Source organism: Gandjariella thermophila (assembly GCF_005405885.1).
Lineage (GTDB): Bacteria > Actinomycetota > Actinomycetes > Mycobacteriales > Pseudonocardiaceae > Gandjariella > Gandjariella thermophila.
Genome location: NZ_BJFL01000019.1, coordinates 1 through 23,817 on the forward strand (window position 1 = coordinate 1; position 23,817 = coordinate 23,817).

The 23,817-nt window shown below is 72.5% G+C and carries 18 protein-coding genes and 2 riboswitches; of the genes, 8 read left to right on the plus strand and 10 right to left on the minus strand.

Annotated elements, in window-relative coordinates:
• The first annotated feature begins 384 nt into the window (after positions 1-384).
• Positions 385-2,223 carry a CocE/NonD family hydrolase gene (locus FFT21_RS17460; protein ID WP_192909597.1) on the plus strand — a complete coding sequence of 613 codons (1,839 nt, stop codon included), beginning with the start codon at positions 385-387 and terminating at the stop codon, positions 2,221-2,223.
• 10 nt (positions 2,224-2,233) lie between these two features.
• Here the strand turns inward: FFT21_RS17460 and FFT21_RS17465 are convergent, their stop codons facing one another.
• Positions 2,234-3,091 carry a PaaX family transcriptional regulator gene (locus FFT21_RS17465; protein ID WP_443093363.1) on the minus strand — a complete coding sequence of 286 codons (858 nt, stop codon included), beginning with the start codon at positions 3,089-3,091 and terminating at the stop codon, positions 2,234-2,236.
• A gap of 89 nt (positions 3,092-3,180) precedes the next feature.
• On the opposite strand from FFT21_RS17465, the gene recD2 reads away from it, so the two are divergent.
• The 3 genes from recD2 to FFT21_RS17480 are packed head-to-tail and all read left to right on the plus strand — an operon-like array spanning position 3,181 to position 6,959.
• On the plus strand, positions 3,181-5,421 hold the full coding sequence (gene recD2, locus FFT21_RS17470; protein ID WP_225978503.1) for an SF1B family DNA helicase RecD2: 2,241 nt from the start codon (positions 3,181-3,183) through the stop codon (positions 5,419-5,421).
• 21 nt (positions 5,422-5,442) lie between these two features.
• A complete protein-coding gene (locus tag FFT21_RS17475; RefSeq protein ID WP_225978504.1) occupies positions 5,443-6,294 on the plus strand; it encodes a metallophosphoesterase family protein in 852 nt (283 codons plus the stop codon).
• A complete protein-coding gene (locus tag FFT21_RS17480; protein ID WP_137814962.1) occupies positions 6,291-6,959 on the plus strand; it encodes a 4'-phosphopantetheinyl transferase family protein in 669 nt (222 codons plus the stop codon). The genes FFT21_RS17475 and FFT21_RS17480 overlap by 4 nt, the downstream gene beginning before the upstream one ends.
• Here the strand turns inward: FFT21_RS17480 and FFT21_RS17485 are convergent.
• Positions 6,956-7,306, minus strand: a complete 351-nt coding sequence (locus tag FFT21_RS17485) for a spore germination protein GerW family protein (RefSeq protein ID WP_137814963.1) — start codon at positions 7,304-7,306, stop codon at positions 6,956-6,958. The genes FFT21_RS17480 and FFT21_RS17485 overlap by 4 nt on opposite strands.
• A gap of 116 nt (positions 7,307-7,422) precedes the next feature.
• On the opposite strand from FFT21_RS17485, the gene polX reads away from it, so the two are divergent.
• Positions 7,423-9,150, plus strand: a complete 1,728-nt coding sequence (gene polX / locus FFT21_RS17490) for a DNA polymerase/3'-5' exonuclease PolX (protein WP_137814964.1) — start codon at positions 7,423-7,425, stop codon at positions 9,148-9,150.
• 55 nt (positions 9,151-9,205) lie between these two features.
• Here the strand turns inward: polX and FFT21_RS17495 are convergent, their stop codons facing one another.
• Both FFT21_RS17495 and cutA read right to left on the minus strand, forming a co-directional pair.
• Positions 9,206-11,728 (minus strand): MFS transporter, encoded by a 2,523-nt coding sequence (locus FFT21_RS17495; RefSeq protein ID WP_137815033.1) that lies wholly within the window; start codon positions 11,726-11,728, stop codon positions 9,206-9,208.
• Positions 11,729-12,058: 330 nt separating this feature from the next.
• A complete protein-coding gene (gene cutA, locus FFT21_RS17500; protein WP_225978505.1) occupies positions 12,059-12,385 on the minus strand; it encodes a divalent-cation tolerance protein CutA in 327 nt (108 codons plus the stop codon).
• Between the two features lie 198 nt (positions 12,386-12,583).
• On the opposite strand from cutA, the gene FFT21_RS17505 reads away from it, so the two are divergent.
• The 3 genes from FFT21_RS17505 to FFT21_RS17515 all read left to right on the plus strand — a co-directional run bounded on the left by FFT21_RS17505 (position 12,584) and on the right by FFT21_RS17515 (position 15,443).
• The gene (locus tag FFT21_RS17505; RefSeq protein WP_137814965.1) at positions 12,584-13,927 is read left to right on the plus strand and encodes a type III PLP-dependent enzyme; all 1,344 of its coding nucleotides are present in this window, start codon (positions 12,584-12,586) and stop codon (positions 13,925-13,927) included.
• Between the two features lie 206 nt (positions 13,928-14,133).
• Positions 14,134-14,553, plus strand: coding sequence for an adenosylmethionine decarboxylase (speD, locus tag FFT21_RS17510; RefSeq protein WP_137814966.1), 420 nt, complete (start codon positions 14,134-14,136; stop codon positions 14,551-14,553).
• Complete coding sequence (locus FFT21_RS17515; RefSeq protein ID WP_137814967.1) at positions 14,550-15,443, plus strand: spermidine synthase; 894 nt, start codon at positions 14,550-14,552, stop codon at positions 15,441-15,443. Before speD ends, FFT21_RS17515 begins: the two co-directional genes overlap by 4 nt.
• Before the next feature lie 60 nt (positions 15,444-15,503).
• Here FFT21_RS17515 and FFT21_RS17520 read toward each other — a convergent pair whose 3' ends face one another.
• The 6 genes from FFT21_RS17520 to FFT21_RS17545 all read right to left on the minus strand — a co-directional run bounded on the left by FFT21_RS17520 (position 15,504) and on the right by FFT21_RS17545 (position 23,814).
• The gene (locus FFT21_RS17520) at positions 15,504-17,144 is read right to left on the minus strand and encodes an alpha/beta fold hydrolase (RefSeq protein ID WP_225978506.1); all 1,641 of its coding nucleotides are present in this window, start codon (positions 17,142-17,144) and stop codon (positions 15,504-15,506) included.
• Positions 17,145-17,282: 138 nt separating this feature from the next.
• Positions 17,283-19,373 carry a S9 family peptidase gene (locus FFT21_RS17525; protein WP_137814968.1) on the minus strand — a complete coding sequence of 697 codons (2,091 nt, stop codon included), beginning with the start codon at positions 19,371-19,373 and terminating at the stop codon, positions 17,283-17,285.
• Positions 19,374-19,430: 57 nt separating this feature from the next.
• Complete coding sequence (locus tag FFT21_RS17530; protein WP_137814969.1) at positions 19,431-20,054, minus strand: malonic semialdehyde reductase; 624 nt, start codon at positions 20,052-20,054, stop codon at positions 19,431-19,433.
• A gap of 113 nt (positions 20,055-20,167) precedes the next feature.
• A complete protein-coding gene (gene glyA / locus FFT21_RS17535; protein ID WP_137814970.1) occupies positions 20,168-21,430 on the minus strand; it encodes a serine hydroxymethyltransferase in 1,263 nt (420 codons plus the stop codon).
• Between the two features lie 9 nt (positions 21,431-21,439).
• Positions 21,440-22,576 carry a glycine cleavage system aminomethyltransferase GcvT gene (gene gcvT, locus FFT21_RS17540; protein WP_137814971.1) on the minus strand — a complete coding sequence of 379 codons (1,137 nt, stop codon included), beginning with the start codon at positions 22,574-22,576 and terminating at the stop codon, positions 21,440-21,442.
• 174 nt (positions 22,577-22,750) lie between these two features.
• Positions 22,751-22,845: riboswitch (glycine riboswitch) on the minus strand.
• A gap of 1 nt (position 22,846) precedes the next feature.
• Positions 22,847-22,938: riboswitch (glycine riboswitch) on the minus strand.
• Positions 22,939-22,992: 54 nt separating this feature from the next.
• Complete coding sequence (locus FFT21_RS17545; protein ID WP_137814972.1) at positions 22,993-23,814, minus strand: oxygenase MpaB family protein; 822 nt, start codon at positions 23,812-23,814, stop codon at positions 22,993-22,995.
• Between the last annotated feature and the right edge of the window lie 3 nt (positions 23,815-23,817).

Consider the following 23,817-nt stretch of genomic DNA (forward strand, 5'->3'; position numbering starts at 1 on the left):
CCATGATGGCAGGGCAGGCACGGTCTCTCCTGTGATCACGAAGCGTCAGCAACTTCATGATCACCGAGCCCGTGCCTGTGCCACATCCGGGGTCAGCGCACCACTCCAATCTGCGCGACCTCTAAGCCGACCGGCGCGGCAGCAATTTCCCTTTGGGCGTCCAGTGTCGACAGCAACCACCACGCCAACCGCCACCAACCACCACTCCAGCCCAGCCACGCCAACCGCCGGCCGACTCCCACGCACCCGCCAGCGGCGTCCACGGCGCCGGTCGACCATCAGCGCCAACCTTGGGCGTGACCAACGCCGCTGTCGCCCGTTATCTGAAACAGGTTCTCGTTCGAGACTTGGGGCTGATGCATGGGCCGTCTTGGGGTGATCGCAGTGCGTGCGACCGCACTTCGCGCGGTGATGTTCCGATTGGCGCTGGTACTCGGCATCGTGGCCACCACGATCGGTGCCGTGCCGGCCGACGCCGCGTCGGACGTCGGCGTGCGGCCGGCGACGTACGGCGTCGCGGTCGACAAGGACGTCCCGATCACGATGTCCGACGGCGTCGTCCTGGACGCCGACGTGCTGCGGCCGGCGCTCGCGGACGGCAGCCCGGCCCCCGGGCGGTTCCCGGTGATCCTCACCCAAACGCCGTACAACAAGAACCTTCCCGGCACCAACTTCCGCGACGACTTCCTGATCACGCGCGGCTACGTGCAGGTCATCGTGGACGTCCGGGGCACAGGTGGTTCGCAGGGCACCTGGGACTCCTTCGGCAGCCGCGAGCAACGCGACGGCTACGAACTGGTGCGCTGGGTGGCGAGCGTGCCGCCGTGGAGCGACGGGCGCGTCGCCACCTACGGCATCTCCTACGGTGCGATCAACCAGTTCTTCACCGCCGCGCAGCAGCCCCCGGGCCTGAAGGCCGCCTTCCCCATCGTTCCGGCCGGCGACGTGTACCGGGACGTGTCCATGTCCGGCGGTCAGCCGGACTCCGGGTTCATCCCGCTGTGGCTCGGCCTGGTCACCGGCGCCGGCCTTGTCCCGCCGGCCTACACCGCGCAGGACCCGGTGCGTGCCACCGGCGTGCTGTCCGGTCACCTCAGCGGCGCCGGCGCATTCCAGCTTCCCACCATGCTCAACACGCTCAGCGGCGACGACCTGGCCTACGACGGCCCGTTCTACCGGCTGCGGTCGCCGCTGGAGGTGGTCGACAAGGTGCGGGTGCCCACCTTTGTGGTCGGCGGCTGGTACGACCTGTTCCAGCGGAGCGAGCCGCTGCTGTTCCAGCGCCTGCAACGCGACGGTGTGCCGGCCCGGCTGCTGATGGGACCGTGGGAACACGCGCAGACGGTCAACCCGCCGGGACTGCCGGCACCGGGGATACCGAGCCTGGACGCGGCCGCGCTGCGCTGGTTCGACCACTACGTCCGCGGCGTGCCCGACCCGACCCTGGACCGGGACATCGCCCCGGTGACGTACCAGGAGCTGGGCAGCGGTCGGTGGCGCACCGCGCGACACTGGCTTGACACCGACGTGCACGCGCGGACCCTGCAACTGGACGGCCCCGCCACCCCGGCGGCGCCCGGTTCGATGACCACCGGCACGGCCGGCCACCCCGACCCGGACCGGGTGCTGCCCGTCCCGGTGAGCGGGCTGTGCACGCGCAGCGCCTCGCAGTGGACCGGCGGGGTCCTCGCGCTCGCGCTCGGCGACACCCCGTGCGCGCAGGACCAGGCGGCGGACGACGCGACCGGCACCTCCTACGAGATCCCGGTGACCCGGCCGCTGCACCTGCTCGGCCCGGTCGCCGCGAACCTGTTCGTCGCCACCACCGCCCGGGACGGCATGATCGCCGCGCGGCTCGAGGACGTCGCCCCGGACGGCTCGGTCCGGCAGCTCACCGGCGGCTGGCAGGTGCTCTCGCTGCGCGCCCTCGACGCCGGGCGGTCCGTCACCCGGGACGGCCACATCGTGCAGCCCTACCACCCGTTCACCAGGGACTCGGCCCAGCCGATGTCACCGGGCCAGGCGGCCGAGGTGTGGGTGGAGCTGTTCCCCACCGGCGCGGACGTGCAACCGGGCCACCGACTCCGGGTGACCTTCCAGTCCTTCGACACCCCGCACCTGGCGCCGACGCTGCCGCAACTCGCCGGCACCATCGGTGGGGTGATCTCCATCTACCACGACGCCGCGCGCCCGTCCCAGATCGTGCTGCCGGTTCGGGACTGACTGCCCGGACTCACCCGAGCCGGGCCAGGTTGACGTGCCGGCGCGCCGGCACGGTGAGCCGCCGGTCGATGGACGCGAAAAGCTCGGCGGCCAGGCTGCCGTTCCAGTTCTTCGGCAGCAGCTCTCGGGGTAGCCCTGGATCGGCGTACGGCAGCAGCCGCCATTCGGTGTGCATGCGGACGATGTCGGCGAACGCCTCCCGCTCCGGGATGGCCCGCCGGCGCGACCACCGCCGCCACACCGGCCGGTACCTGGCGAGAAAGTCCGCGTACGACTGCTGCAGGCCGTCGAGGTCCCACCACTCGGCGACCTTCGCCGGCAGTTCTACGAAGGACAGGTGGTCGGCGCGGAACAGTTCGACGTAGCCGCGCAGGCCGTGCCGGTCCAGCACGGCGGCGGTCTCCTGGTGCAGGTGCGCCGGGGCGATCCACACGCCCGGCGCGGCGGTGCCGAAACCCAGCCGGGTGAGCTGGGAGCGCAGCGTGTGCCGCTTGCCCCGCTCGGCCTCCGGCACCGAGAACACCGCCAGCAACCAGCCGTCCGCGACCGCGGGGCGCGACTGGTGCACGGCGCGCTGGTGACCGTCGTGCAGCAGCCGCCGTGCGCCGTCGGAGAGCTCGTATCCGGCCGCGCCACGCACCCGCCGGGCCTCCAGCAGCCCGCGCCGCTTCAACCGGGAGATCGACGAGCGCACCGCCGGCTCGTCCACGCCGAGGTCGGCGAGCAGGCGCACCAGGGAGGCCACCGGGAACCAGCCGTCCAACTGGTCGGCGAACAGCGCGCACACGGTGACGATGAGATGGCGCGGCTGGATACCCCTGCCGTCGACCACGTCCTCGGCCATGTCGGCGCCCGCCGTGCTCGTCACGAAGAAACGATAGCCCGGCAGGGCCGGAAACCATGCCGGAAAAGCAACAACGCACTCCGATGACAGGAGCCGGTCCTATGATCCGCGAGGTGACCGGTTCCGGACCGCCTCGGGGCGCGGTGCTCGACGCCGTGCTGGAGCGCATCACGTTCGCCAACGAGGAGACCGGCTACACCGTCGCCCGGGTGGACACCGGCCGGGGCGGTGAGCTGGTCACCGTGGTTGGCGCGTTACTCGGCGCCCAGCCCGGCGAGTCGCTGCGCATGCGCGGCCGGTGGAGTTCCCACCCGCAGTACGGCCGGCAGTTCCTGGTCGAGGACTACACCACCGTGCTGCCGGCCACGGTGCAGGGCATCCGCCGCTACCTCGGCTCCGGGCTGATCAAGGGCATCGGCCCGAAACTCGCCGAGAAGATCGTCGACCATTTCGGGGTGGACGCGCTCGACGTCATCGAGCAGGCGCCGGAACGGCTGATCGAGGTGCCCAAGCTCGGCCCGAAGCGCACCAAGCTGATCGCCGACGCCTGGGAAGAGCAGAAGGCCATCAAGGAGGTGATGGTCTTCCTGCAGGGCGTCGGGGTGTCCACCTCGCTGGCCGTGCGGATCTACAAGCAGTACCGGGACGCGGCCATCGACGTGGTCAAGACCGAGCCGTACCGGCTGGCCAGCGACGTGTGGGGGATCGGCTTCCGCACCGCGGACACCATCGCCAAGGCGGTCGGCATCCCGCACGACAGCCCGCAGCGGATCAAGGCCGGCCTCCAGTTCACCCTGTCCGAGGCGGCCGGCGACGGGAACTGCTTCCTGCCCGAGCAGCGGCTGATCGCCGACGCCATCAAGATCCTCCAGGTGGACGCCGGCGCTGTGATCGACTGCCTGGCCGAGCTGGTCGCCGAGGAGGGCGTGGTCCGCGAGGAGATCCCCGGCGAGGACGCCGAGGAACCCACCGCCGCGATCTACCTGCTGCCGTTCCACCGCGCCGAGGTGTCGCTGGCCAACCAGTTGCTGCGGCTGCTGCACGCGGACACCGACCGGATGCCCGCCTTCGCGGGCGTCGACTGGGACCGCGCGCTGGCCTGGCTGCACCAGCGCACCGGCGCGGAGCTGGCCCCGGAGCAGGAGAAGGCGGTGAAGCTGGCGCTCACCGAGCGGGTCGCGGTGCTCACCGGCGGCCCTGGCTGCGGCAAGAGCTTCACCGTGCGCTCGATCATCACCCTGGCCCTGGCCAAGCGGGCGAAGGTGGTGCTCGCCGCGCCCACCGGGCGGGCGGCGAAGCGGCTCACCGAGCTGACCGGGCACGAGGCGGCCACCGTGCACCGCCTGCTGGAACTGAAACCCGGCGGCGACGCGGCGTACGACCGGGACCGCCCGCTGGACGCCGACCTCGTCGTCGTGGACGAGGCGTCCATGCTGGACCTGCTGCTGGCCAACAAGCTGGCCAAGGCTGTGCCGCCGGGCGCGCACCTGCTGCTGGTCGGCGACGTCGACCAGCTACCCTCGGTGGGCGCCGGCGAGGTGCTGCGCGATCTGCTGGCCGACGGCTCCCCCATCCCCCGGGTCCGGTTGACGCACATCTTCCGCCAGGCCCAGGAGTCCGGGGTGGTCACCAACGCGCACCGGATCAACTCCGGCGAGTACCCGCTCACCCGGGGCCTGCCGGACTTCTTCCTGTTCCCCGTCGAGGACGCCGAGCCGACCGCGGAGCTGACCGTGGACGTGGTGGCCCGGCGGATCCCCCGGAAGTTCGGCCTGAACCCGCGCACCGACGTGCAGGTGCTGGTGCCGCAGCACCGCGGCCCGGCCGGCGCCGGTGCACTGAACAACCTGCTGCAGGAGGCGCTCACCCCGGCGAAGCCGGACGCGCCGGAACGCCGGTTCGGCGGGCGGGTGTTCCGGGTCGGCGACAAGGTCGTCCAGATCCGCAACAACTACGACAAGGGCCGGAACGGCGTGTTCAACGGCACCCTGGGCGTGGTGACCGGGCTGAGCCCGGAGGACCAGCGGCTCACCGTGCGCACCGACGAGGACGAGGACGTCGACTACGACTTCGCCGAGCTGGACGAGCTGACCCACGCCTACGCGCTGACCATCCACCGCTCGCAGGGCAGCGAGTACCCCTGCGTGGTCATCCCGATCACCACCAGCGCGTGGATGATGCTGCAACGCAACCTGCTCTACACCGCGGTGACCCGGGCGAAGAAGCTGGTCGTGCTGGTCGGCTCGCGGAGGGCCATCGGCCAGGCGGTGCGGACCGTCGGCGCCGGCCGCCGCCACACGGCGCTCGATCTGCGGCTGGCCCGGGTGATGACGAACACGGGAAGCACCCGGTGATCGGCTGGTAGCGTCCGCCGCGTGGGCGCCGCCGCGGGAGGGAAGCTGCTGGCCACGAGTGACCTGCACGTGGCCCACCCGGACAACCGGAAGATCGTCGAGGAGCTGCGGCCGGAAACCGACGAGGACTGGCTGCTGGTGGCCGGTGACGTGGCGGAGAAGGTCGCGGACGTCGAGTGGGCGCTCGGCCTGCTCGCCGAGCGGTTCGCCACCGTGGTCTGGGTGCCCGGCAACCACGAGCTGTGGACCCCCAAGGCCGATCCGGTGACGCTGCGCGGCGAGCAGCGTTACCGGTACCTGGTGGCGACCTGCCGGCGGCTGGGCGTGCTCACCCCGGAGGACCCGTTCCGGGTGTGGCGGGGTGCCGGCGGGCCGGTCGTCATCGCCCCGCTGTTCGTGCTGTACGACTACACCTTCCGGCCGGAGGGCACGCGCACCAAGGAGGAGGCGCTGGCCCGCGCCTACGATGCGGGTGTGGTGTGCACCGACGAGTTCCTGCTGCACCCCGACCCCCACCCCAGCCGGGACGCCTGGTGCCGGGCCCGGGTCAAGGAGTCCGAGCGCCGGCTGGCCGAGCTGGACGGCGACCTGCCCGCCATCCTGGTCAACCACTGGCCGCTGGTCCGCGAGCCGACCCGCATTCTCCGCTACCCGGAGTTCGCCCAGTGGTGCGGCACCGAGCTGACCGCGGACTGGCACCGCCGGTACCGCTGTGCCGCCGTCGTGTACGGCCACCTGCACATCCCGCGCACCACCTACCACGACGGCGTCCGGTTCGAGGAGGTGTCCGTCGGCTACCCGCGGGAGTGGCGCAAGCGTGGCCTGCCGCGCGGCACGCTCCGCCAGATCCTGCCGTGCGGAGAGAACCGGTGATCGAGGAGCTGCTGCCGGAGCGGGTCGCGGCCGCCGAGGCGACCACCGACCCGACCGACGCCGTGCTCTTCCCCGAGGAGGAGGCGCTGCTGGCCCGGTCGGTGGAGAAGCGGCGGCGGGAGTTCACCACCGGCCGGGTGTGCGCCCGCCGCGCGCTGGCCCAGTTCGGTGTGCCGGCCGTCCCGATCCTGCGCGGGCCGAAGGGCGAGCCGCGGTGGCCGGACGGGATCGTCGGCAGCATCACGCACTGCGCCGGCTACCGGGCCGCCGTCGCCGCCCGGGTCACCGACCTGGCCAGCGTCGGCATCGACGCCGAACCGCACGGCCCGCTCCCGGACGGCGTGCTGGGCGCCGTCTCGCTCGCCGAGGAACGCTCCCAGCTCGCCGAACTCGACCGGGCCGAGCCGGAGACGCCCTGGGACCGTCTGCTGTTCTGCGCGAAGGAGTCGGTCTACAAGGCGTGGTTCCCGCTGGCCGGGCGCTGGCTCGGCTTCGAGGACGCGGCCGTCACGATCCACCCGGACACGCGCACCTTCGAGGCGAAGCTGCTGGTGCCCGGGCCGGTGCTGGCCGGCCGCCCGCTCACCGGGTTCACCGGCCGCTGGCTGGTCCGCGACGGCCTGGTGCTGGCCGCCATCGCCGTGCCGGCCCGGCCGACGGGTTAGATCCGGCGGGATTTCACCAGCATCCGGATGATCGTGCGCAGGACCAGTAGCGCGGCCACACTCGCCGCGGCACCGGCCAGGATCGCCCGGTTCACGTCGATGGCGGGCTGCCACGTCACCGTGCCGTCACGGACCACGAACGCCCCGGTGGGGTGGGCGGACATGCCCAGGCCGGCGCCGAGGCCGTGGCCCTTCTCCTCCGGCTGCGCTCCCTCGCCGCCGCCACCGCCGCCGCCGATCTTGGCGGCCGGGATGATGGTCACCCCGTTCTCGCGGATGGGCTCGCCGTAGACCCGGTTCGTGGTCACCGCGTCCCGCGCGCGATCCAGGATCTCCTGAACGTTCACCGCTTTTCCCTCCCAGTCGGGTCCGACCGCGGTCGTCACGGCCCTGGGTACCCGGGTGCCGGGCGGTCACACGCGCACCCCTGCGTGCCGCCCGGCCCGCTCCTACACTCGAAGCCATGGCCCGGTCGAACGATGAGGTGGCGGGGCTGCTGCAGGAGTACGCCGACCTCATCTCGATCACCGGCGGGGACGCCTACAAGGCTCGCGCGTACGAGAAGGCCGCGCGCGCCGTCGCCGGCCACTACCAGGACGTCGCCCAGCTCGACGCCAAGGGGTTGCGGCAGATCCCGAACGTGGGCAGGTCGATCGCCGACAAGGTGGCCGAGTACCTGGCCAGCGGCAGCGTGCCGGAGATCGAGGAGCTGCGGGCCCGGATCCCGGCCGGGGTACGCCAGCTCATCGCCATTCCCACGCTCGGCCCGAAGAAGGCCAACGTGCTGTACCAGGAGCTGGGCATCTCGTCGGTGGAGGAACTGGTCGACGCGATCCACGCGGAGAAGCTGCGCGGCCTGAAGGGCTTCGGCACGAAGACCGAGGAGAACATCCTGCACGGCGTGCGGCTGATGCAGTCCGCCGGCGACCGGGTGCTGATCAACGTGGCGCTGGAGCTGGCGGACGAACTGGTCGAGGAGCTTTCCGCGGTGACCGGTTGCGTGCGCTGCAGCTACGCCGGCTCGCTCCGCCGGTTCCGGGAGACCATCGGCGACGTCGACCTGCTCGCCGCGGCCGAGGACCCGGAGCCGCTGATGCGCACGGTCACCGAGCTGGACACCGTGGCCGAGGTGATCGCGCACGGGCAGAAGAAGACCTCGGTGCGCACCCGCAGCGGGCTGCAGGTGGACGTGCGGGTGGTCGCGCCCGAGGCGTGGGGCGCGGCGCTGCAGTACTTCACCGGCTCGAAGGCGCACAACATCCGCACCCGGGAGATCGCCGTCCACCAGAAGCTGAAGCTCTCCGAGTACGGACTGTTCGATGTGGACTCGGGCGACCTGGTGGTGTCGCAGACCGAGGAGGAGGTCTACCGGCGGCTGGGCCTGCCGTGGATCCCGCCGACGCTGCGTGAGGACCGCGGCGAGGTCGAGGCGGCGCAGCGTGGCGAGCTGCCCGACCTCCTCACCGAGCAGGACATCAAGGGTGACCTGCACACGCACACCGATCTCACCGACGGCGTGTCCACGCTGGAGGAGATGGTCGAGGCGGCGGCGCGGCGCGGGTACTCCTACTACGCGATCACCGACCACGCCCCGAACCTGTACATGCAGCGCATGTCGGACGAGAAGATGCTGGCGCAGCGGGAGCGGGTGCGCGAGATGGACGGGAAGCACCGCCGCATGCGGCTGCTGCACGGCACCGAGTTGAACATCGACGCCGACGGCGAGGTGGACTGGCCGCCGGAGTTCCTGGCGGGGTTCGACCTCTGCGTGGCCTCCGTGCACTCGTACTTCACGCTGCCCCGGGAGCGGCAGACCCGGCGGCTGCTGAAAGCGATCGAGAACCCGTACGTCAACATCATCGGTCACCCGCTGGCAAGGCAGATCGGTCGGCGGCCGGAGATCGACGTGGACCTCGACGCGGTCTTCGAGGCGTGTGCCCGCACCGGCACCGCGCTGGAGGTGAACTCCTTCGCCGACCGGCTCGACCTGCGGGACGAACACATCATGCACGCCAGGCGGTACGGGGTGAAGTTCGCCATCGACAGCGACTCGCACTCCACGGTGCACCTGGGGTACCTGCGCTACGGCGTGGGCACCGCCCAGCGCGGCTGGCTGACCGCGGCCGAGGTGATCAACACCTGGCCGCTGACCAAGCTGCGCGCCTTCGTCAGGGCCAAGCGGCCCCGCTAGTTGCCCGGCCGCCGCGCTGGCCGCGGGCGGTCCCGCTGGTTGGCGGGCGACCCGGCTAGTTCGCGCCGAGCACCACGTCGACCTGGGCGGCCGCGCCGGCGGCCAGGTCGACCCGCACCGCCGTGGGGTGGTAGAGGCTGCTCACCAGGGTGTACTCGCCTCGATCGAGGCCGCGCAGCGCGTAGCCGCCCGCCGCGTCGGTGACGGTGGTCGCCACCACCTGGCCCGCCGGATCCAGCACGGTCACCGTGGCACCGGCCAGCGGGGCTCCGCCGGGCGCGGACACCACGCCGCGGACGCCGCCCTCGGCCGGCAGCACCAGGTCGACCGCCACCGGAGCGCCCAGGGTGACGGTGACCAGCCGGGTGTCCGGGCGGCGGTCGGCGGCGCTGGCGGTGACCACCACGTCGCCGCCGGGCAGGCCGTCGAGCCGGAAGCCGCCGTCGGCGCCGGTGGTGGTGCGCGCGGCCACCTGGCCCGAGGCGTCGGTGGCCAGCACGGCCGCGCCCGCCACCGGCTCACCGTCCACATCGGACGTCACGGTGCCGGTGAGCACGCCGTTGCCGTGCAGCACGAAGTCGGCGAGCGCCGCACCCTGCCGGGACACCCGCACCGCGCTGGCCTCGGGCCGGTAGCCGGGCGCGGAGGCGATCGCGGTGTAGCCGCCAGGCGGCAGCCCGGTCAGCGCGTAGCCGCCGTCCCGGCCGACCAGGCAGCGGTCCACCTGCCGGCCGTCCGCGCCGGTCACCGTGACCACCGCGCCGGCCACCGGGGTACCGGCCGGGGTGCACACGGTGCCGCGGACGGCCGGGGGCTCGTCGGCGTTCCGCCCGCTGGTGCGGTGACCGTTGCCGCTGGCCACCGCCGGACGGTCGACCGGAAGCACCAGCTCGCTGGGGGTGCCGCTGGCCTCGCCCGCGACGCCGGCCAGCTCGGCGCCCAGTTCCTCGTGCTCGGCGGGGGCGGCGCCGGGGGCCGCGGCGGGCACCGCCGGGCTCGGCCGCCGGCACAGCGCCGAGGCCACCGCGGCCACCAGGCACGCGGCGATGGCGAACCAGAAGGCGACCTTCAAGCCGTCCGAGAACGGTCCGGAGATCAGGTTGGGGAAGAAGCTGCGGCCGGTGAGGTAGCCGGCCTGGTCGGCGGGAAGCCGGCCGAGCACCGGGCCGAGCAGCGTCTGGATCGGGTTGTACCCGAGGAACGCGGCGAACAGCACCGCGATCGGCGGAAGCTGGGCGATCTGTGCCGCGTCCGAGGCGGGCACGCCGTGCGCGGTCAGGCCCTGGGTCATCGCCGAGGGCAGGTTGGTGGCGAGCCCGGTGACGATCAGGCTGAAGAAGATGCCGATGGACAGCACCATCGCGGAGTTCTGGAACGTGGCGCTCATCCCGGCGCCGGCGCCGCGGGCGTTGGCCGGGAGCGCGTTCATCGTGTCGGCCCGGTTCGGCGACGAGAACAGGCCCATGCCCAGGCCGTTGGCGAGCAGCAGGGCCGCGAACCGCGGGTAGGAGAAGTCGACGGGCAGGTAGGCCAGCAGCAGGAAGGTGACCGCGGCGACCAGCATGCCGCCCACGCTGAACAGCCTGCCACCCAGCCGGTCCGACAGCACCCCGGACAGCGGCGAGGACACCAGGAAGCCGACCGTCATCGGCACCATGTAGATGCCCGCCCACAGCGGGGTCTGCTCGAAGGAGTAGCCGTGCAGCGGCAGCCAGATGCCCTGCAGCCACAGGATCAGGATGAACTGCAGCCCGCCGCGGCCCAGCGAGGCCATCAGGTTGGCGATGTTGGCGGCGGTGAAGTTCCGGATCCGGAACAGCGAGAGGTGGAACAGCGGGTTCGCCACCTTCGCCTCGATGACCACGAAGACGATCAGCACCAGCGCGCCGCCGCCGAGCGCGCCGAGCACTCCCGGGTTCGTCCAACCCATCGCGTGGCCGCCGTAGGGCTGGAGCCCGTAGGTGATGCCGACCAGGACGGCGATCAACCCCACCGCGAAGGTGATGTTGCCCCACCAGTCCATCCGGGCGCGCTGCCGGGTGCCGGTGTCGTGCAGCTTCAGGTAGGCCCAGATGGTGCCGAACACGCCGAACGGCACCGAGACCAGGAAGACGTAGTGCCAGTTGACCGGGGCGAGCACGCCGCCGAGCAGCAGGCCGAGGAAGGATCCGGCGATCGCCGCCACGCCGTTGATGCCCAGCGCCATGCCGCGCTGGTTGGCCGGGAAGGCGTCGGTGAGGATGGCGCTGGAGTTGGCGAACAGGAACGCGCCGCCGATGCCCTGCACGACCCGCCAGCCGATCAGCCACAGCGCGGCGGCGTCACCCTGCATCCAGGTGGCCGCGAGCAGCACCGAGGAGATCGCGAACACGGCGAACCCGAGGTTGTACATCCGGACCCGGCCGTACATGTCGCCGAGCCGGCCGAACCCGACCACCAGCACCGCGGTGACCACGAGGAAACCCATGATCATCCAGAGCAGGTAGCTGGTGTTGCCCGGGGCCAGCGGGTTGATGCCGATGCCCTTGAAGATGTCGGGCAGCGCGATGAGCACGATCGACGAGTTGATCGTCGCCATCAGCAGGCCGAGCGTGGTGTTGGACAGCGCGATCCACTTGTAGTGCGGCCCGAGTTCCTCGACAGACCGAGCCGACCGCGGCGACCGCCGCCGGGACGCTTGCCGATGCTCCGGAGCACGCTCCGCCACGCGGGTCTGCTGAGCCGTCACGGCCACCTCCCCCAGCCGGAATGCCAGTTCCGGGCCGAACCCTCGACCTGCCGATTTCCTTGTTCAAACTAACATCTTTTCGTTGCTTGTCCAAACTATCTTTCCGCGCGCGGGTCCGGGTATCGCGGCGACCCCGCAGGTCAGCAGTGGTGTGCGGGGTGCAGGCCGGGTGACGTGAGATCAGTCTCCCTGGGTTTCCTCGGCCACCCAGCGGAGGTATGCGGCGTTGCCACCGATGATGGGCGTGGCGACGATCTCGGGCACGTCGTAGGAGTGGTTGTTCTCGATGTGCTCGATCAACCGGTGTAGGCGGGCGGTCGTCGTCTTCACCCAGATCTGCCACTCCTGGTCCACCTGGACGGCGCCCTCCCAGCGGTAGGCGCTGCGGATCGGCCCCACCACCTGGGCGCAGGCACCCACATGCGCCTCCACGATGCCGCGGGCGAGCCGCTCGGCGGCGTCGGCGGAGTCGATTGTCGTGATCACCATGCAGTGCGTCTCGGCCACGCCCGGAAGGCTAGTTCCGCACCGGGTGTCGGGACATTCCCGCCGGAAATCCCCTACAGTGGCAGGTTGCGTCGCGGGGCTGGTCCACTCTCGGCCGCGCGTCCTTCCCAACACGGCACGCCCGGGCCGGCCGGCCGCCACCGGTCCGGGAGCAGTCTCGCCGGCGGCCGGAGAAGCGAGAGGATATCCCCGACGCCGATGACCGAGAGCCTCGTCACGACCCACCCACCGGAAACGGGCTCGCCGCGCCCCGACACCGCGCGAACCCCCGGGATCAGCGCCCCGGTTCTGGAGTTCCTGCGGGAGCGACGACCGGAGACCCCGTGCCTGGTGATCGACCTCGACGTCGTGGCGCAGCGCTTTCACCAGGTGCGGGCCGCGCTGCCGTGGGCCGAGGTGTACTACGCGGTGAAGGCCAACCCCGCGCGCGAGGTGGTGCGGCTGCTGGCCGAGCTTGGGGCCAACTTCGACGTGGCCAGCCCGGCGGAGATCGACCTGTGCCTGGCGCAGGGCGCCCGCCCGGAGTGCGTCTCGTACTCGAACCCCATCAAGAAGCTCTCCCACATCGAGTACGCCTACCGGCGCGGCGTGCGGCTGTTCGCCTTCGACAGCGAGCAGGATCTGGAGCACATCGCCGCCGCGGCGCCAGGGTCGTCCGTGTTCTGCCGAATTCTGGTGGCCTCCCCGACGACCGAGGGCGGCGCGCGGACGCCGTTCGGCACCAAGTTCGGCTGCGCCCCGGAGATGGCGGTGGATCTGCTGCACCGCGCCGCCAGGCTCGGCCTGGACGCCTGTGGCGCCTCCTTCCATGTCGGCTCGCAGCAACTCGACCCGACCGCGTGGGACGCCGGGATCGCCACCGTCGCCCGGGTCGCCGAGGAACTGGACCAGCGCTCGGTCCCGCTGCGGGTGCTCAACCTCGGCGGTGGTTTCCCGGCCACCTACCTGGAGACGCCGCCGCCGCTCGCCGGGTACGGCGCGGCGATCGAGGAGTCGGTGCGCCGGCACTTCGGCGACCGCCCGCTGCGGCTGCTGGTCGAGCCGGGCCGGGCGATCGTCGCCGACGCCGGCGTGATCCGCTCCGAGGTCGTGCTGGTGGCCCGCAAGTCCGCCGACGACGAGCGGCGCTGGGTGTACCTGGACATCGGCCGCTACGGCGGGTTGGCCGAGACGGAGAACGAGGCCATCGCGTACCGGCTGGTGACATCCCGGGACAGCGGGCCGACCGGCCCGGTGGTGATCGCCGGCCCGACCTGCGACGGTGACGACGTGCTGTACCAGCGACGGGTGTACCGGCTGCCGCTGGACCTGCGCGCCGGGGACCACGTGGACCTGCTCGGCGCCGGCGCGTACACCGCGAGCTACGCGTCGGTGGCGTTCAACGGCTTCGCCCCGCTGACGACCTATTGCGTGCCCGCCGACGCGCTCTCTCCCACGGAGGCGGCATCCGGCACCGCCGACGCCCACGGCAACGGCGTCGGCGACAAGGAACGCCGACGATGCACCACGGATGTGATCTCAAAAACCGTGGTGGGCCAATGATCTCGCGCGCCCGCGAGTGACCGGGCTAACCTACGCGTCGCGCATACCGGCGGTAGCCGGTTCCCGCCTCAACCGTACGGGCCCGTGTCCCATCGTCCACCGTGGACGGATCGACAATCCACCGAAGATGTTCGTTCCGCGCCGCGCGGGGCGGATCCTGTCGCGCACCGGTTGTGCGCCACTTCCAGAAGTAGGGAGGTTGATAGATGTCCGATGCTCCGGGGTCGGTGCAGACCGTCGGCTTGTTCACTGGACAACACGTGATCGCCGAGTTCGAGGGCGTTGACGCCGATCGGCTGGACGACGAGCCTTTCCTCCGACGCACCCTGGCCGACGCGCTGGTGCGTGCCGGCGCGACGGTCCTGGAGGTGATCTCCAAGAGGTTCGACCCCCAGGGGGTGACCGTGCTGGCACTGCTGTCGGAGTCGCATGCCTCCCTGCACAGCTATCCGGAGGTTGAGTCGATTTTCGTCGACGTGTTCACCTGCGGGACGCAGGCCAACCCGGAGCTTGCCGTTCGGCTGCTCGCCGAGGCGTTGGGGGGAAACTCGATGCGGACCGAGACCATCCATCGCGGCTGGCCGGAGCCGGCCGTCGCGGCCAGCGGGAAGGAGCAGGTCAGTTGACCGGTTCGGACGGTCGACGGGTGATCCGGGAACCGTTGGGCCCCGGTCTTTCCCGGCTCTGGGAACTCGACGACGTGATCTGGGAGGGCGACACGGCGTTCCAACACGTGATGATCGCCAAGACCGCCCAGGGCGTCTCGCTGTTCTGTAACGACGACCGGCAGAGCACGGAGTTCAGCCAACTCGTGTACCACGAGGCGCTGCTGGTTCCGGCGCTGCTGCTGGCCGATCGGGTGGCGCGGGTACTCGTGGTCGGTTCCAGCGAGGGCGTGGTCAGCCAGATCTCGGTGGCCGCGGGCGCGAGCCTGGTCGACCACGTGGACATCGACGCCGAGACCGTGCGGCGCTGCGCGCAGCACCTGCCGTACGGGTACGGCCAGCAGGAGTTGGCCAGGGCGGAGGCGGGGGACGGACCGGTCCGGCTGCACTATGCCGACGGGTGGGAGTTCGTCCGCGCCGCGGCGGAGTCCACCTCCGAGTCCGCCGAGAACGGCTACGACGTCATCGTGATCGATCCGCCGGACGAGCACGAGGACGAGCACGCGCAGCACAACCGGTTGTACGGCACGGAGTTCCTCGGCCTGTGCCGGTCCGCGCTCGCCCCCGGGGGCGTGGTGGCCTCGCAGGCGGGCTGCCCGACGCTGTGGCGCAACGACACGCTGCTGCGTTCCTGGCGGCGGTTCACCGAGGTGTTCGGCACGGTCGCCTACTTCGGCTCGGACGAGCACGAGTGGGCGTTCCTGTTCGGCCGGGCGGACGAGGTGGCCGACCCGACCGCCCGGATGACCGAGCGGTTGGCCACCTGCGCCTACCGCCCGGTCTCGATCGACGCCGACGCGCTGGTCGGCTGCGGCATCCCGCCGTACCACCTGCGTCACGCCGGGCGCTGATCCCGCGCGACGCCAGCCGCCCCCGGATCCCGCCGATCCGGGGGCGGCTGGCTTTCCGGCTCAGTGCCGGTCGAGGTGCTTGGCGGCGATGAACTGGCGGACGCTGGCTTCCAGCGTCGACGGGGCCGCGGCGTGCGGCTGGACCTGCGCGGGCGCGGTGTCCGCCGGGATCGGCGGCCGCGGGTCACCCGGGCACACCGAGCGGCTGCCGGGCAGCACACCGTCCAGCAGGTAGCGGTCCACGATCGCGGTAACGCACGCGTTGCGGCTGTACAGCCCGTGGGTGCCCTCGTCGGAGACGGAGACCAGGTTGTCCCGCAGCCGGTAGGCCATCGCCGGCCCGCCGTCGTACTGCGTCTGCGCGTCACCCTCGGCCTGGATCACCAGACCCACCGGGTAGTTGTCCCGGCGCAGGTCGGTGACCCGGTCCGGCGGGGTGAACGAGCGGAACGTGCAGGTGGTCGGCGCGGCGCGGGAGACGCCGAAGCCGTACGGGTAGCGCTCCCGGTACAGCCGCATGTCGGCGTAGTAGGTCTGCAGGTCGCGCGGCCAGTCCGCCTCGCAGGTGACGGTGTCGAACACGCCCTCGCGGGTCTCGGCGATGCCGAGGTCGCTCAGCAGCCGGGCGGCGGCCGCCGCGTCCGCGCCGGCCGCGGTCTGCTGACCGTTCGCGGCCGCGCGCACCTCGATGAGCAGTTGGCCGAGCACCGCCCACAGCGGCCGGTACCGGGCGCCCTGGCCCATCACCAGGTCCAGCGTGTTGCGGTCGAAGTCGCCGACCGGCTTCACCGCCAGCTTGGCGGCCAGGTCCTCCACCGTGCCGAGCACCTGCTGCGCCGAGGTGCCCAGCCCGAACGCCTTGTTCCGCTGGCCGGTCCACTCCGCCCAGGCGTCCACATCGGACCGGTAGGCGATGGCCTGCTCCTCGAACTGCGGCCGCCAGATCCACTCCGGGTGCACCGAGGAGTCCAGCACGTTGCGGTCCAGGTTGCGGCCGAACAGGCTGCCGTACACCGCGCCCAGGTAGGTGCCGTAGGAGAAGCCCAGGTAGTTGATCTTCTTCTCGCCCAGCACGCCGCGGATGACGTCCATGTCGCGGGCGGTGTTCGGGGTGTTGATGTACGGCCGGATGCCGCCGCCGGCCCGGTCGCAGCCCTGCTCGGCAGCCTGCGCGTCGGCCGCCCACGCGGCGAACTCCGCGTCGGTGGGCCGGGTGTTCGGGGTGGCCAGTTCCGGGGTGACCTCACAGACCAGCGGGGAGGACTTCCCGACGCCGCGCGGGTCGAACCCGATCAGGTCGTAACCCTTGGCGATGTCGTTGTCCAGGAAGGCGGTGGGCAGCAGCAGCCCGGAGCCGCCGGGCCCGCCCGGGTTGAGCAGCAGCACGCCGCGCCGGTGTGCCGGGTCCGTCGCCCGGTGGCGGCTGATCGCCAGGGACAGCCGGTCGCCGTCCGGGTGCCGGTAGTCCAGCGGCACGGTGATCGTGGCGCACTCCAGCTGGGCGCCCGGGCCGCTGGTCTCGCACGGTGCCCAGGTGGGCCGCTGGTCGTAGAACGCGGCGAGTTTCGCGTCGGGCGCGGTTCCGGCCCCGACCGCCGGCGCGGCCAGCGCCGCCGGCGCGGCCGCCACCACCGCACCGGCCATCGTGCCGGCAGCCGCGAAGACGCCGAGGCGCCTCCCCCAGGATCTCGATAACGTCACGGACTCTCCCATCCACTCGCTTGCCAGTCAGGCACGGCGGATCTTGGAGGGTCCCGGGACGGGCGCACCAGGGCCGCTTGGCGGATCGGCGGGGATTCCCGACCGTCGTCGTAGCCCGAACGGCCGCCGGAGGCGTGGCTATGGCAGCCCGAGCGCTCCCCTGAGGAAGTTGACCTGGATCAGCAGCAGGTTCTCCGCGACCTGCTCCTGCGGGGTCATGTGGGTCACCCCGGACAGCGGCAGCACGGTGTGCGGCCGGCCGGCGGCCAGCAGCGCGGCGGACAGCCGCAGCGTGTGCGCGGCCACCACGTTGTCGTCGGCCAGGCCGTGGATGAGCAGCAGCGGCTGCTCCAGCTTGGCCGCGTCACCGAGCAGGGAGTTGGCGTCGTAGACGTCCGGCCGCTCGTCCGGGTGGCCGAGGTAGCGCTCGGTGTAGTGGGTGTCGTACAGCCGCCAGTCGGTGACCGGCGCGCCGGCGATGGCGGCGTGGAACACGTCGGGCCGGCGCAGCACGGCCAGCGCGGCCAGGTAGCCGCCGTAGGACCAGCCGCGGATGGCGACCCGGGAGGTGTCCAGTTCCGGGTGCTTGGCGGCGACCGCGTGCAGGGCGTCCACCTGGTCCTCCAGGGTGGCGCCGGCGAAGTCGAAGGCGACCGCGCGGTCCCAGTCCGGGCCGCGGCCCGGGGTGCCCCGGCCGTCCGCGACGAGCACGGCGAACCCCTGGTCGGCCAGCCACTGCGAGGTCAGGTACGCGTTGCGGGCGCGGAGCACGCGCTGGGCGTGCGGGCCGCCGTACGGGTCGAGCAGCACGGGCAGCGGGCCGGACTCCGGCCGGTACCCGGTGGGCAGCAGCAGAGCGCAGCGCAGCCACCGTTCCCCGGCGGTCAGCAGCGTGACGTTCGGCTCGACCACCGGCCGCTCCGCGTGCGAGGCGATCTCGGCGACCACCTCGCCGTCGCGGAGCACCCGGTTCCGGGTGCCGAACCAGTCCATGCCGGACGAGGACAGCACGGTGACCGGGCCGCCGCGGCGCGCCGTGTGCACACCATCCACATCGGACACCTCGGTGGCGCCGCCGCGCGCGACGCGCAGTACCCGCACCTCGGTGGGATCGCCGGTCGAGGCGGTGACCAGCACGTCGTGCTCGGAGACGTCGAGCACCGCGCGCACCTGGACGCCGTCCCCGGTCCAGTCCTCACCGCCGACCAGCAGCCGGTACGCGCCGTCGCGGGCGACCACCCGCACCAGCCGGCCGTCCGGCGTCCACACCGGGGCGCCCGGCACCAGTTCCACCCAGTGCGGGTCGGTGTCCTCGGCCAGCAGCGTGGTCGCGCCGGTGTCCGGGTCCACCGCCAGCACCCGGAGGGTGCGCTGGTTCCGGGACTGCACGGTGACCAGCGGGGCACCACCGGAGGACCAGTGCACGTCGGCGAGGTAGGGGAAGGCGGCGTCGTCCCAGGTGACGTCCAGCCAGTTGCCGTCCAGGCCGACCACGGCGAGCCGGACCACCGCGTTGCCGGTGCCCGCGACCGGGTAGGCGACGCTGGTCGGCGCGGCGTCCGGATTGGCCGGATCGGCGATGTGCCAGCGCCGCACCGGTCCCTCGTCGACCCGGGTGACCAGCAGCCGGGTCCCGTCCTGCGACCACCAGAAACCCCGCGACCGGCCCATCTCCTCGGCGGCGATGAACTCGGCGACGCCCCAGCTTGAGTCCGGGTGTTCCGGCTCGACCAGCGGCCGGTCCGCGTGACCGTCCACATCGATCACCCGCAGCGCGCCGCCGGCCGCGTAGGCGACCCGGCTCCCGGTCGGGTCGGGGCGCGGGTCGACGGCGGCGGTGACGGTGCCCAGCGCGCGGACCTCGCCGCCGAGGAGGTCGGCGACGAACAGCCGGCCGGACAGCGTGAACGCGGCGACCCGCACGTCGTTGTCCGTGGCATAGCCGACGATGCCGCCGGCTCCCTCCCGGCGGCGCTCGCGCATCGCACGTTCCTCGGGCGGCAGGTCCTCGCCGTCGCCGGCGAGCAGCGCGCCCGGGTCGGCCACGCAGGTCTCCTCGCCGGTGGCCGTGTCCAGCGACCACAGCCGGGTCTGCCGGTCGGTGCCGCCGGCCGAGCGCAGGAACACCACCCGCGAGCCGTCCGGCGCGACGGTGAACGACCGCGGCGCGCCGAGCGTGAACCGCTGGGTGCGGGCGTACTGGCGGGGAAAGGACGTCTCGATAGCCACGACCGTGACCCTGGCAGAACCGCCGCCCTTCCGCACCAGCACCCGGCGGATCGTCGGCTAGACCTCCCGGACGACCTCGTCGTAGTCCAACCGGGGACTGCGCGGGAACGTCGCGGAGTGGTCGATGTGCCCGATGTTGACCACGACGAGCGGCTCCAGCGAGGTGCCCGCGAAGAACTCCTGGTGCACGCCCTCGACGTCGAACCCGGTCATCGGGCCGGCATCCAGGCCGGCGGCCCGCACCCCGAGGATGAAATACGCGACCTGCAGCGTCGCGTTGAGGTGCGCGTTCCTCCGGCGGGCCGCGACGGAGCCGGCGAAGGCGTCCCTGGCGTCCGGCTTGTGCGGGAACACCCTGGGCAGGTTCTCGTGGAAGTCGACGTCCGCGGCGAGCACGGCGACCAGCGGAGCGCTCGCGGTCTTCGCCCGGTTGCCCTCCGACAGGTGCGGCAGCAGCCGCTTCCTGGCCTCGTCGGAGCGCACCAGCAGCAGCCGGAGCGGCTGCATGTTCATGCTGGTCGGCGCCCACCGGACCAGGTCGTAGATGGCCCGCACCTGCTCCTCGGTGACCGGCTCGTCGGTGAACGCGTTGGCCGTCCGTGCCTCGCGGAACAGCAGGTCCTGCGCGGCGCGGTCCAGCGCGAGCAGGTCGGCGAACTGGTCCGTGGCGGCAGCGGTCATGCTGGGCAGCCCCTTTCCGGTCCCGCGCGCGGGCCCGGAACCGCCCGCGCGTCCTCACTGGCCGCCAACCTCATGAACGCTTCAGCCAATTCCGCCTGCCGCGGTGACAACCCTCACAGCTGCGGGTACAGCGGGTGCTTCTCCGCGAGCCGCTCCACCCGGGCGCGCAGGCCGGGCAGGTCGGCGTCCGGCCGCAGCGCCGCCGCGATCACGTCGGAGACCTCGGCGAACTCCTCCGCGCCGAACCCGCGGGTGGCCAGCGCCGGGGTGCCGATGCGCAGGCCGGAGGTCACCATCGGCGGCCTCGGGTCGAACGGCACCGCGTTCCGGTTCACCGTGATGCCCACCTCGTGCAGCCGGTCCTCGGCCTGCTTGCCGTCCAGTTCGGACTCGCGCAGGTCCACCAGCACCAGGTGCACGTCGGTGCCGCCGGTGAGCACGCGCACGCCCGCCTCCGCGGCGTCCGGCGCGGTCAGCCGCTCCGCCAACTGCCTGGCCCCGGCCAGGGTGCGGCGCTGCCGCTCGGCGAACTCCTCGCTCGCCGCGATCCGGAACGACACCGCCTTGGCCGCGATCACGTGCTCCAGCGGGCCGCCCTGCTGGCCGGGAAAGACCGCGGAGTTGATCTTCTTGGCGTAGTCCTGCCGGCACAGCACCACGCCGCCGCGCGGTCCGCCCAGCGTCTTGTGCGTGGTGGTGGTGACCACGTCGGCGTACGGCACCGGGTTCGGGTGCAGGCCGGCGGCGACCAGGCCGGCGAAGTGCGCCATGTCCACCATCAGGTAGGCGCCCACCTCGTCGGCGATCCGGCGGAACTCGGCGAAGTCCAGTTGCCGCGGGTAGGCGGACCAGCCGGCCAGGATCAGCTTGGGCCGGTGCTCCCGTGCCAGCCGCTCCACCTCGTCCATATCGACCCGGTGGTCCGCCTCGCGCACGTGATAGGCAACCACGTTGTACAGCCGGCCGGAGAAGTTCAGCCGCATGCCGTGGGTGAGGTGCCCGCCGTGCGCCAGGTCCAGCCCCAGAATGGTGTCGCCCGGCTCCAGCAGCGCGTGCATCGCGGCCGCGTTGGCCTGGGCGCCGGAGTGCGGCTGCACGTTGGCGTGGTCGGCGCCGAACAGCGCGATCACCCGCTCGATGGCCAGCCGCTCCACCACGTCGACGTGCTCGCAGCCGCCGTAGTAGCGCCGCCCCGGGTAGCCCTCGGCGTACTTGTTGGTCAGCACGGAACCCTGCGCCTGCAGCACGGACCACGGCGCGAAGTTCTCCGAGGCGATCATCTCCAGCGTGCCGCGCTGCCGGCCCAGCTCCGCGTCGACGGCCGCGGCGATCTCCGGGTCCACATCGGACAGAGCGGCGGTGAACAGCTCGGTCATCGAAACTCCTCAGGGGCTCTGGCGCTGCCGGCGGTAGAACGGCAGCTCGGTGACCTCGACGGCTTCCTGGCGGCCGCGCACGTCGACCGCGAGCTTGGTGCCCGGCGCGGCGTACTGGCGCCGAACGTAGGCCATGGCGATCGGGTGCCCCAGGGTGGGCGACGGCGCGCCGCTGGTCACCGTACCGATCTCGGTGCCGGTGGCCGGGTCGAGCACCGGGTAGCCGTGCCGGGGCGCGCGCCGCCCGGTGCCGGTGAGGCCGACCAGGACGGTGTCCACGCCCCGCTCGGCGATCTCGGCCAGCGCCGCACGGCCGACGAAGTCCGCCGGCTTGTCCAGCTTCACCACCCGACCGAGGTTGGCCTGGTACGGGTTGGTCGCCACGGTCAGTTCGTTGCCGTACAGCGCCATGCCAGCCTCCAGGCGCAGGCTGTCCCGGCAGCCGAGCCCGGCCGGGCGCACGCCGTGCGGCCGGCCGGCGTCCAGCAGCGCCCGCCACAGCGGGACCGCGTCGCCGGCCGGGCAGAACAGCTCGAAGCCGTCCTCGCCGGTGTAGCCGGTGCGGGCGAGCAGCACCTCCCGGCCGGCCACCCGGGCCGGCACGGACGCGTAGTAGCGCAGGCCGTCCAAATCGGCGTCGGTCAGCTCGGCCAGCACCCGGGCGGCCACCGGGCCCTGCAGCGCGATCAGCGCGGTGTCCGCCGAGTCGTCCACCACCTCGGCGGCGAAGCCGGCGGCGCGTTCGCGGAGTTCGGCGAGCACCAGGTCGGCGTTGGCGGCGTTCGCCACCACGAGGAACTCCGACTCGGCGGTGCGGTAGACGATCAGGTCGTCCAGCACGCCGCCGTCCGGCCGGCACAGCAGCGAGTACCGGGCCCGACCGACGGCGATCTTGGAGGCGTGCCCGACGACCGCGTGGTCCAGCGCCGGGCCCGCCTCGGCACCCCTCACCCGGATCTCGCCCATGTGGCTGAGGTCGAACAGTCCGGCGGCGTCACGCACCGCGTGGTGCTCGGCCAGTTCGCTGTCGTAGCGGACCGGCATGCGCCAGCCGGCGAAGTCAACGAACCGCGCCCCGAGGACCTCGTGCTCGGCGTGAAGTGGCGTGCGGCGGCCGGCGGGCTGCTCCGGAGTGGACGGCGACATCGGTTGCTCCTGGCGGTGGTGACGGTCGGTCACGCGGGCGGGACCGGGCGGCGCCGGCACCGTACCGGCGCGCGCACCGGCCACGGCGGCGACGATCGGTGGGGAAGCGCTGACACGGACCATCGGGGACTCCTCGCTGCGCCGCCGCGAGCGCCGGGCTCGCGGCCGGGTGAGTCCTCCCCCTCTGTCATGGGCCTGAGAGCTTCACCGCGCGGCGGGCGCGGCTTGCACCGTGGGCGAGGCACTCGCGCGCCTACTCTCCAGAGTTGCCTTCGCCGGGCGGTAGCTGTGCCTGAGAGTTTCCGGGGAGGATTTGCTCCTTCGGCGCCCCGGGCGACCGGGGTCTCTCCCGCTCGGCATCGACGGCCGTGTTCAGTTTGATTGGCACGAAACGCTAGGCGGGCCGCACGTCGCGGTCAACCCGCGCCGGCGGTGATCCGCGCCCGTGCCGCCCGCAGGTGTGGTCCCTGCCGCCACTCCTCGGGCAGCGCGCGCAACGCGGTCCGCAGCGAGAACACCGCGGCCGTGGCGCCGAGGTCGGTGGTGGGCAGGCCAGGCATGCCGTACATCCGCCGCGCCCACCGGGGGAGCAGCGCGAACGCCAACGCGGCGATCCCGGCCCAGGCCGGCCGGGCCGGGGTGAGCAGCGCCACCCGGGCGGGCATGGGTGGCAGCAGCAGGAAGCCGAGCCCGCGCACCGCGGCCGGGGTGCGGCGCAACTGCGGGCGCACCCCGTCGAAGTAGCTGGCCAGGTCGGCGGCGCTGCGCGGCAGCAACCGGTCCGGCACACCGACCAGCCGGCCGGCCCTGGCCTGCTCGGCCACGTAGGCGTCGGCCTCGTCGGGGTCGAGCAGTCCGATCCGCCGCGCGGTCGTGAGGAAGGAGTCGACCTCGCAGCAGTGCACCCAGCGCAGCAGTTCCGGATCGTCGGCCCGGTACGGCTGCCCGGTGACCAGGTCGACGCCGGTGACCGTGCGGTGCACCGCCCTGACCCTGGCCACGGCCGCGTCCACGTCAGCCCGGCTACCGAACGTGACCGTACCGACGTAGTCGGCGGTGCGTCGCAGCCGGCCCCACGGGTCCTCCCGGTAGCGGGAGTGCTCGGCGACGCCGGCCATGGCCAGCGGGTGGAGTGCCTGCAGCAGCAGCGCGCGCAGGCCGCCGACGAAGAGCACCGGTTCGCCGTGCACACGCCAGGTCACCGAGTCGGGCCCGAACAGGCCCGTGTCACTCCCCACGTC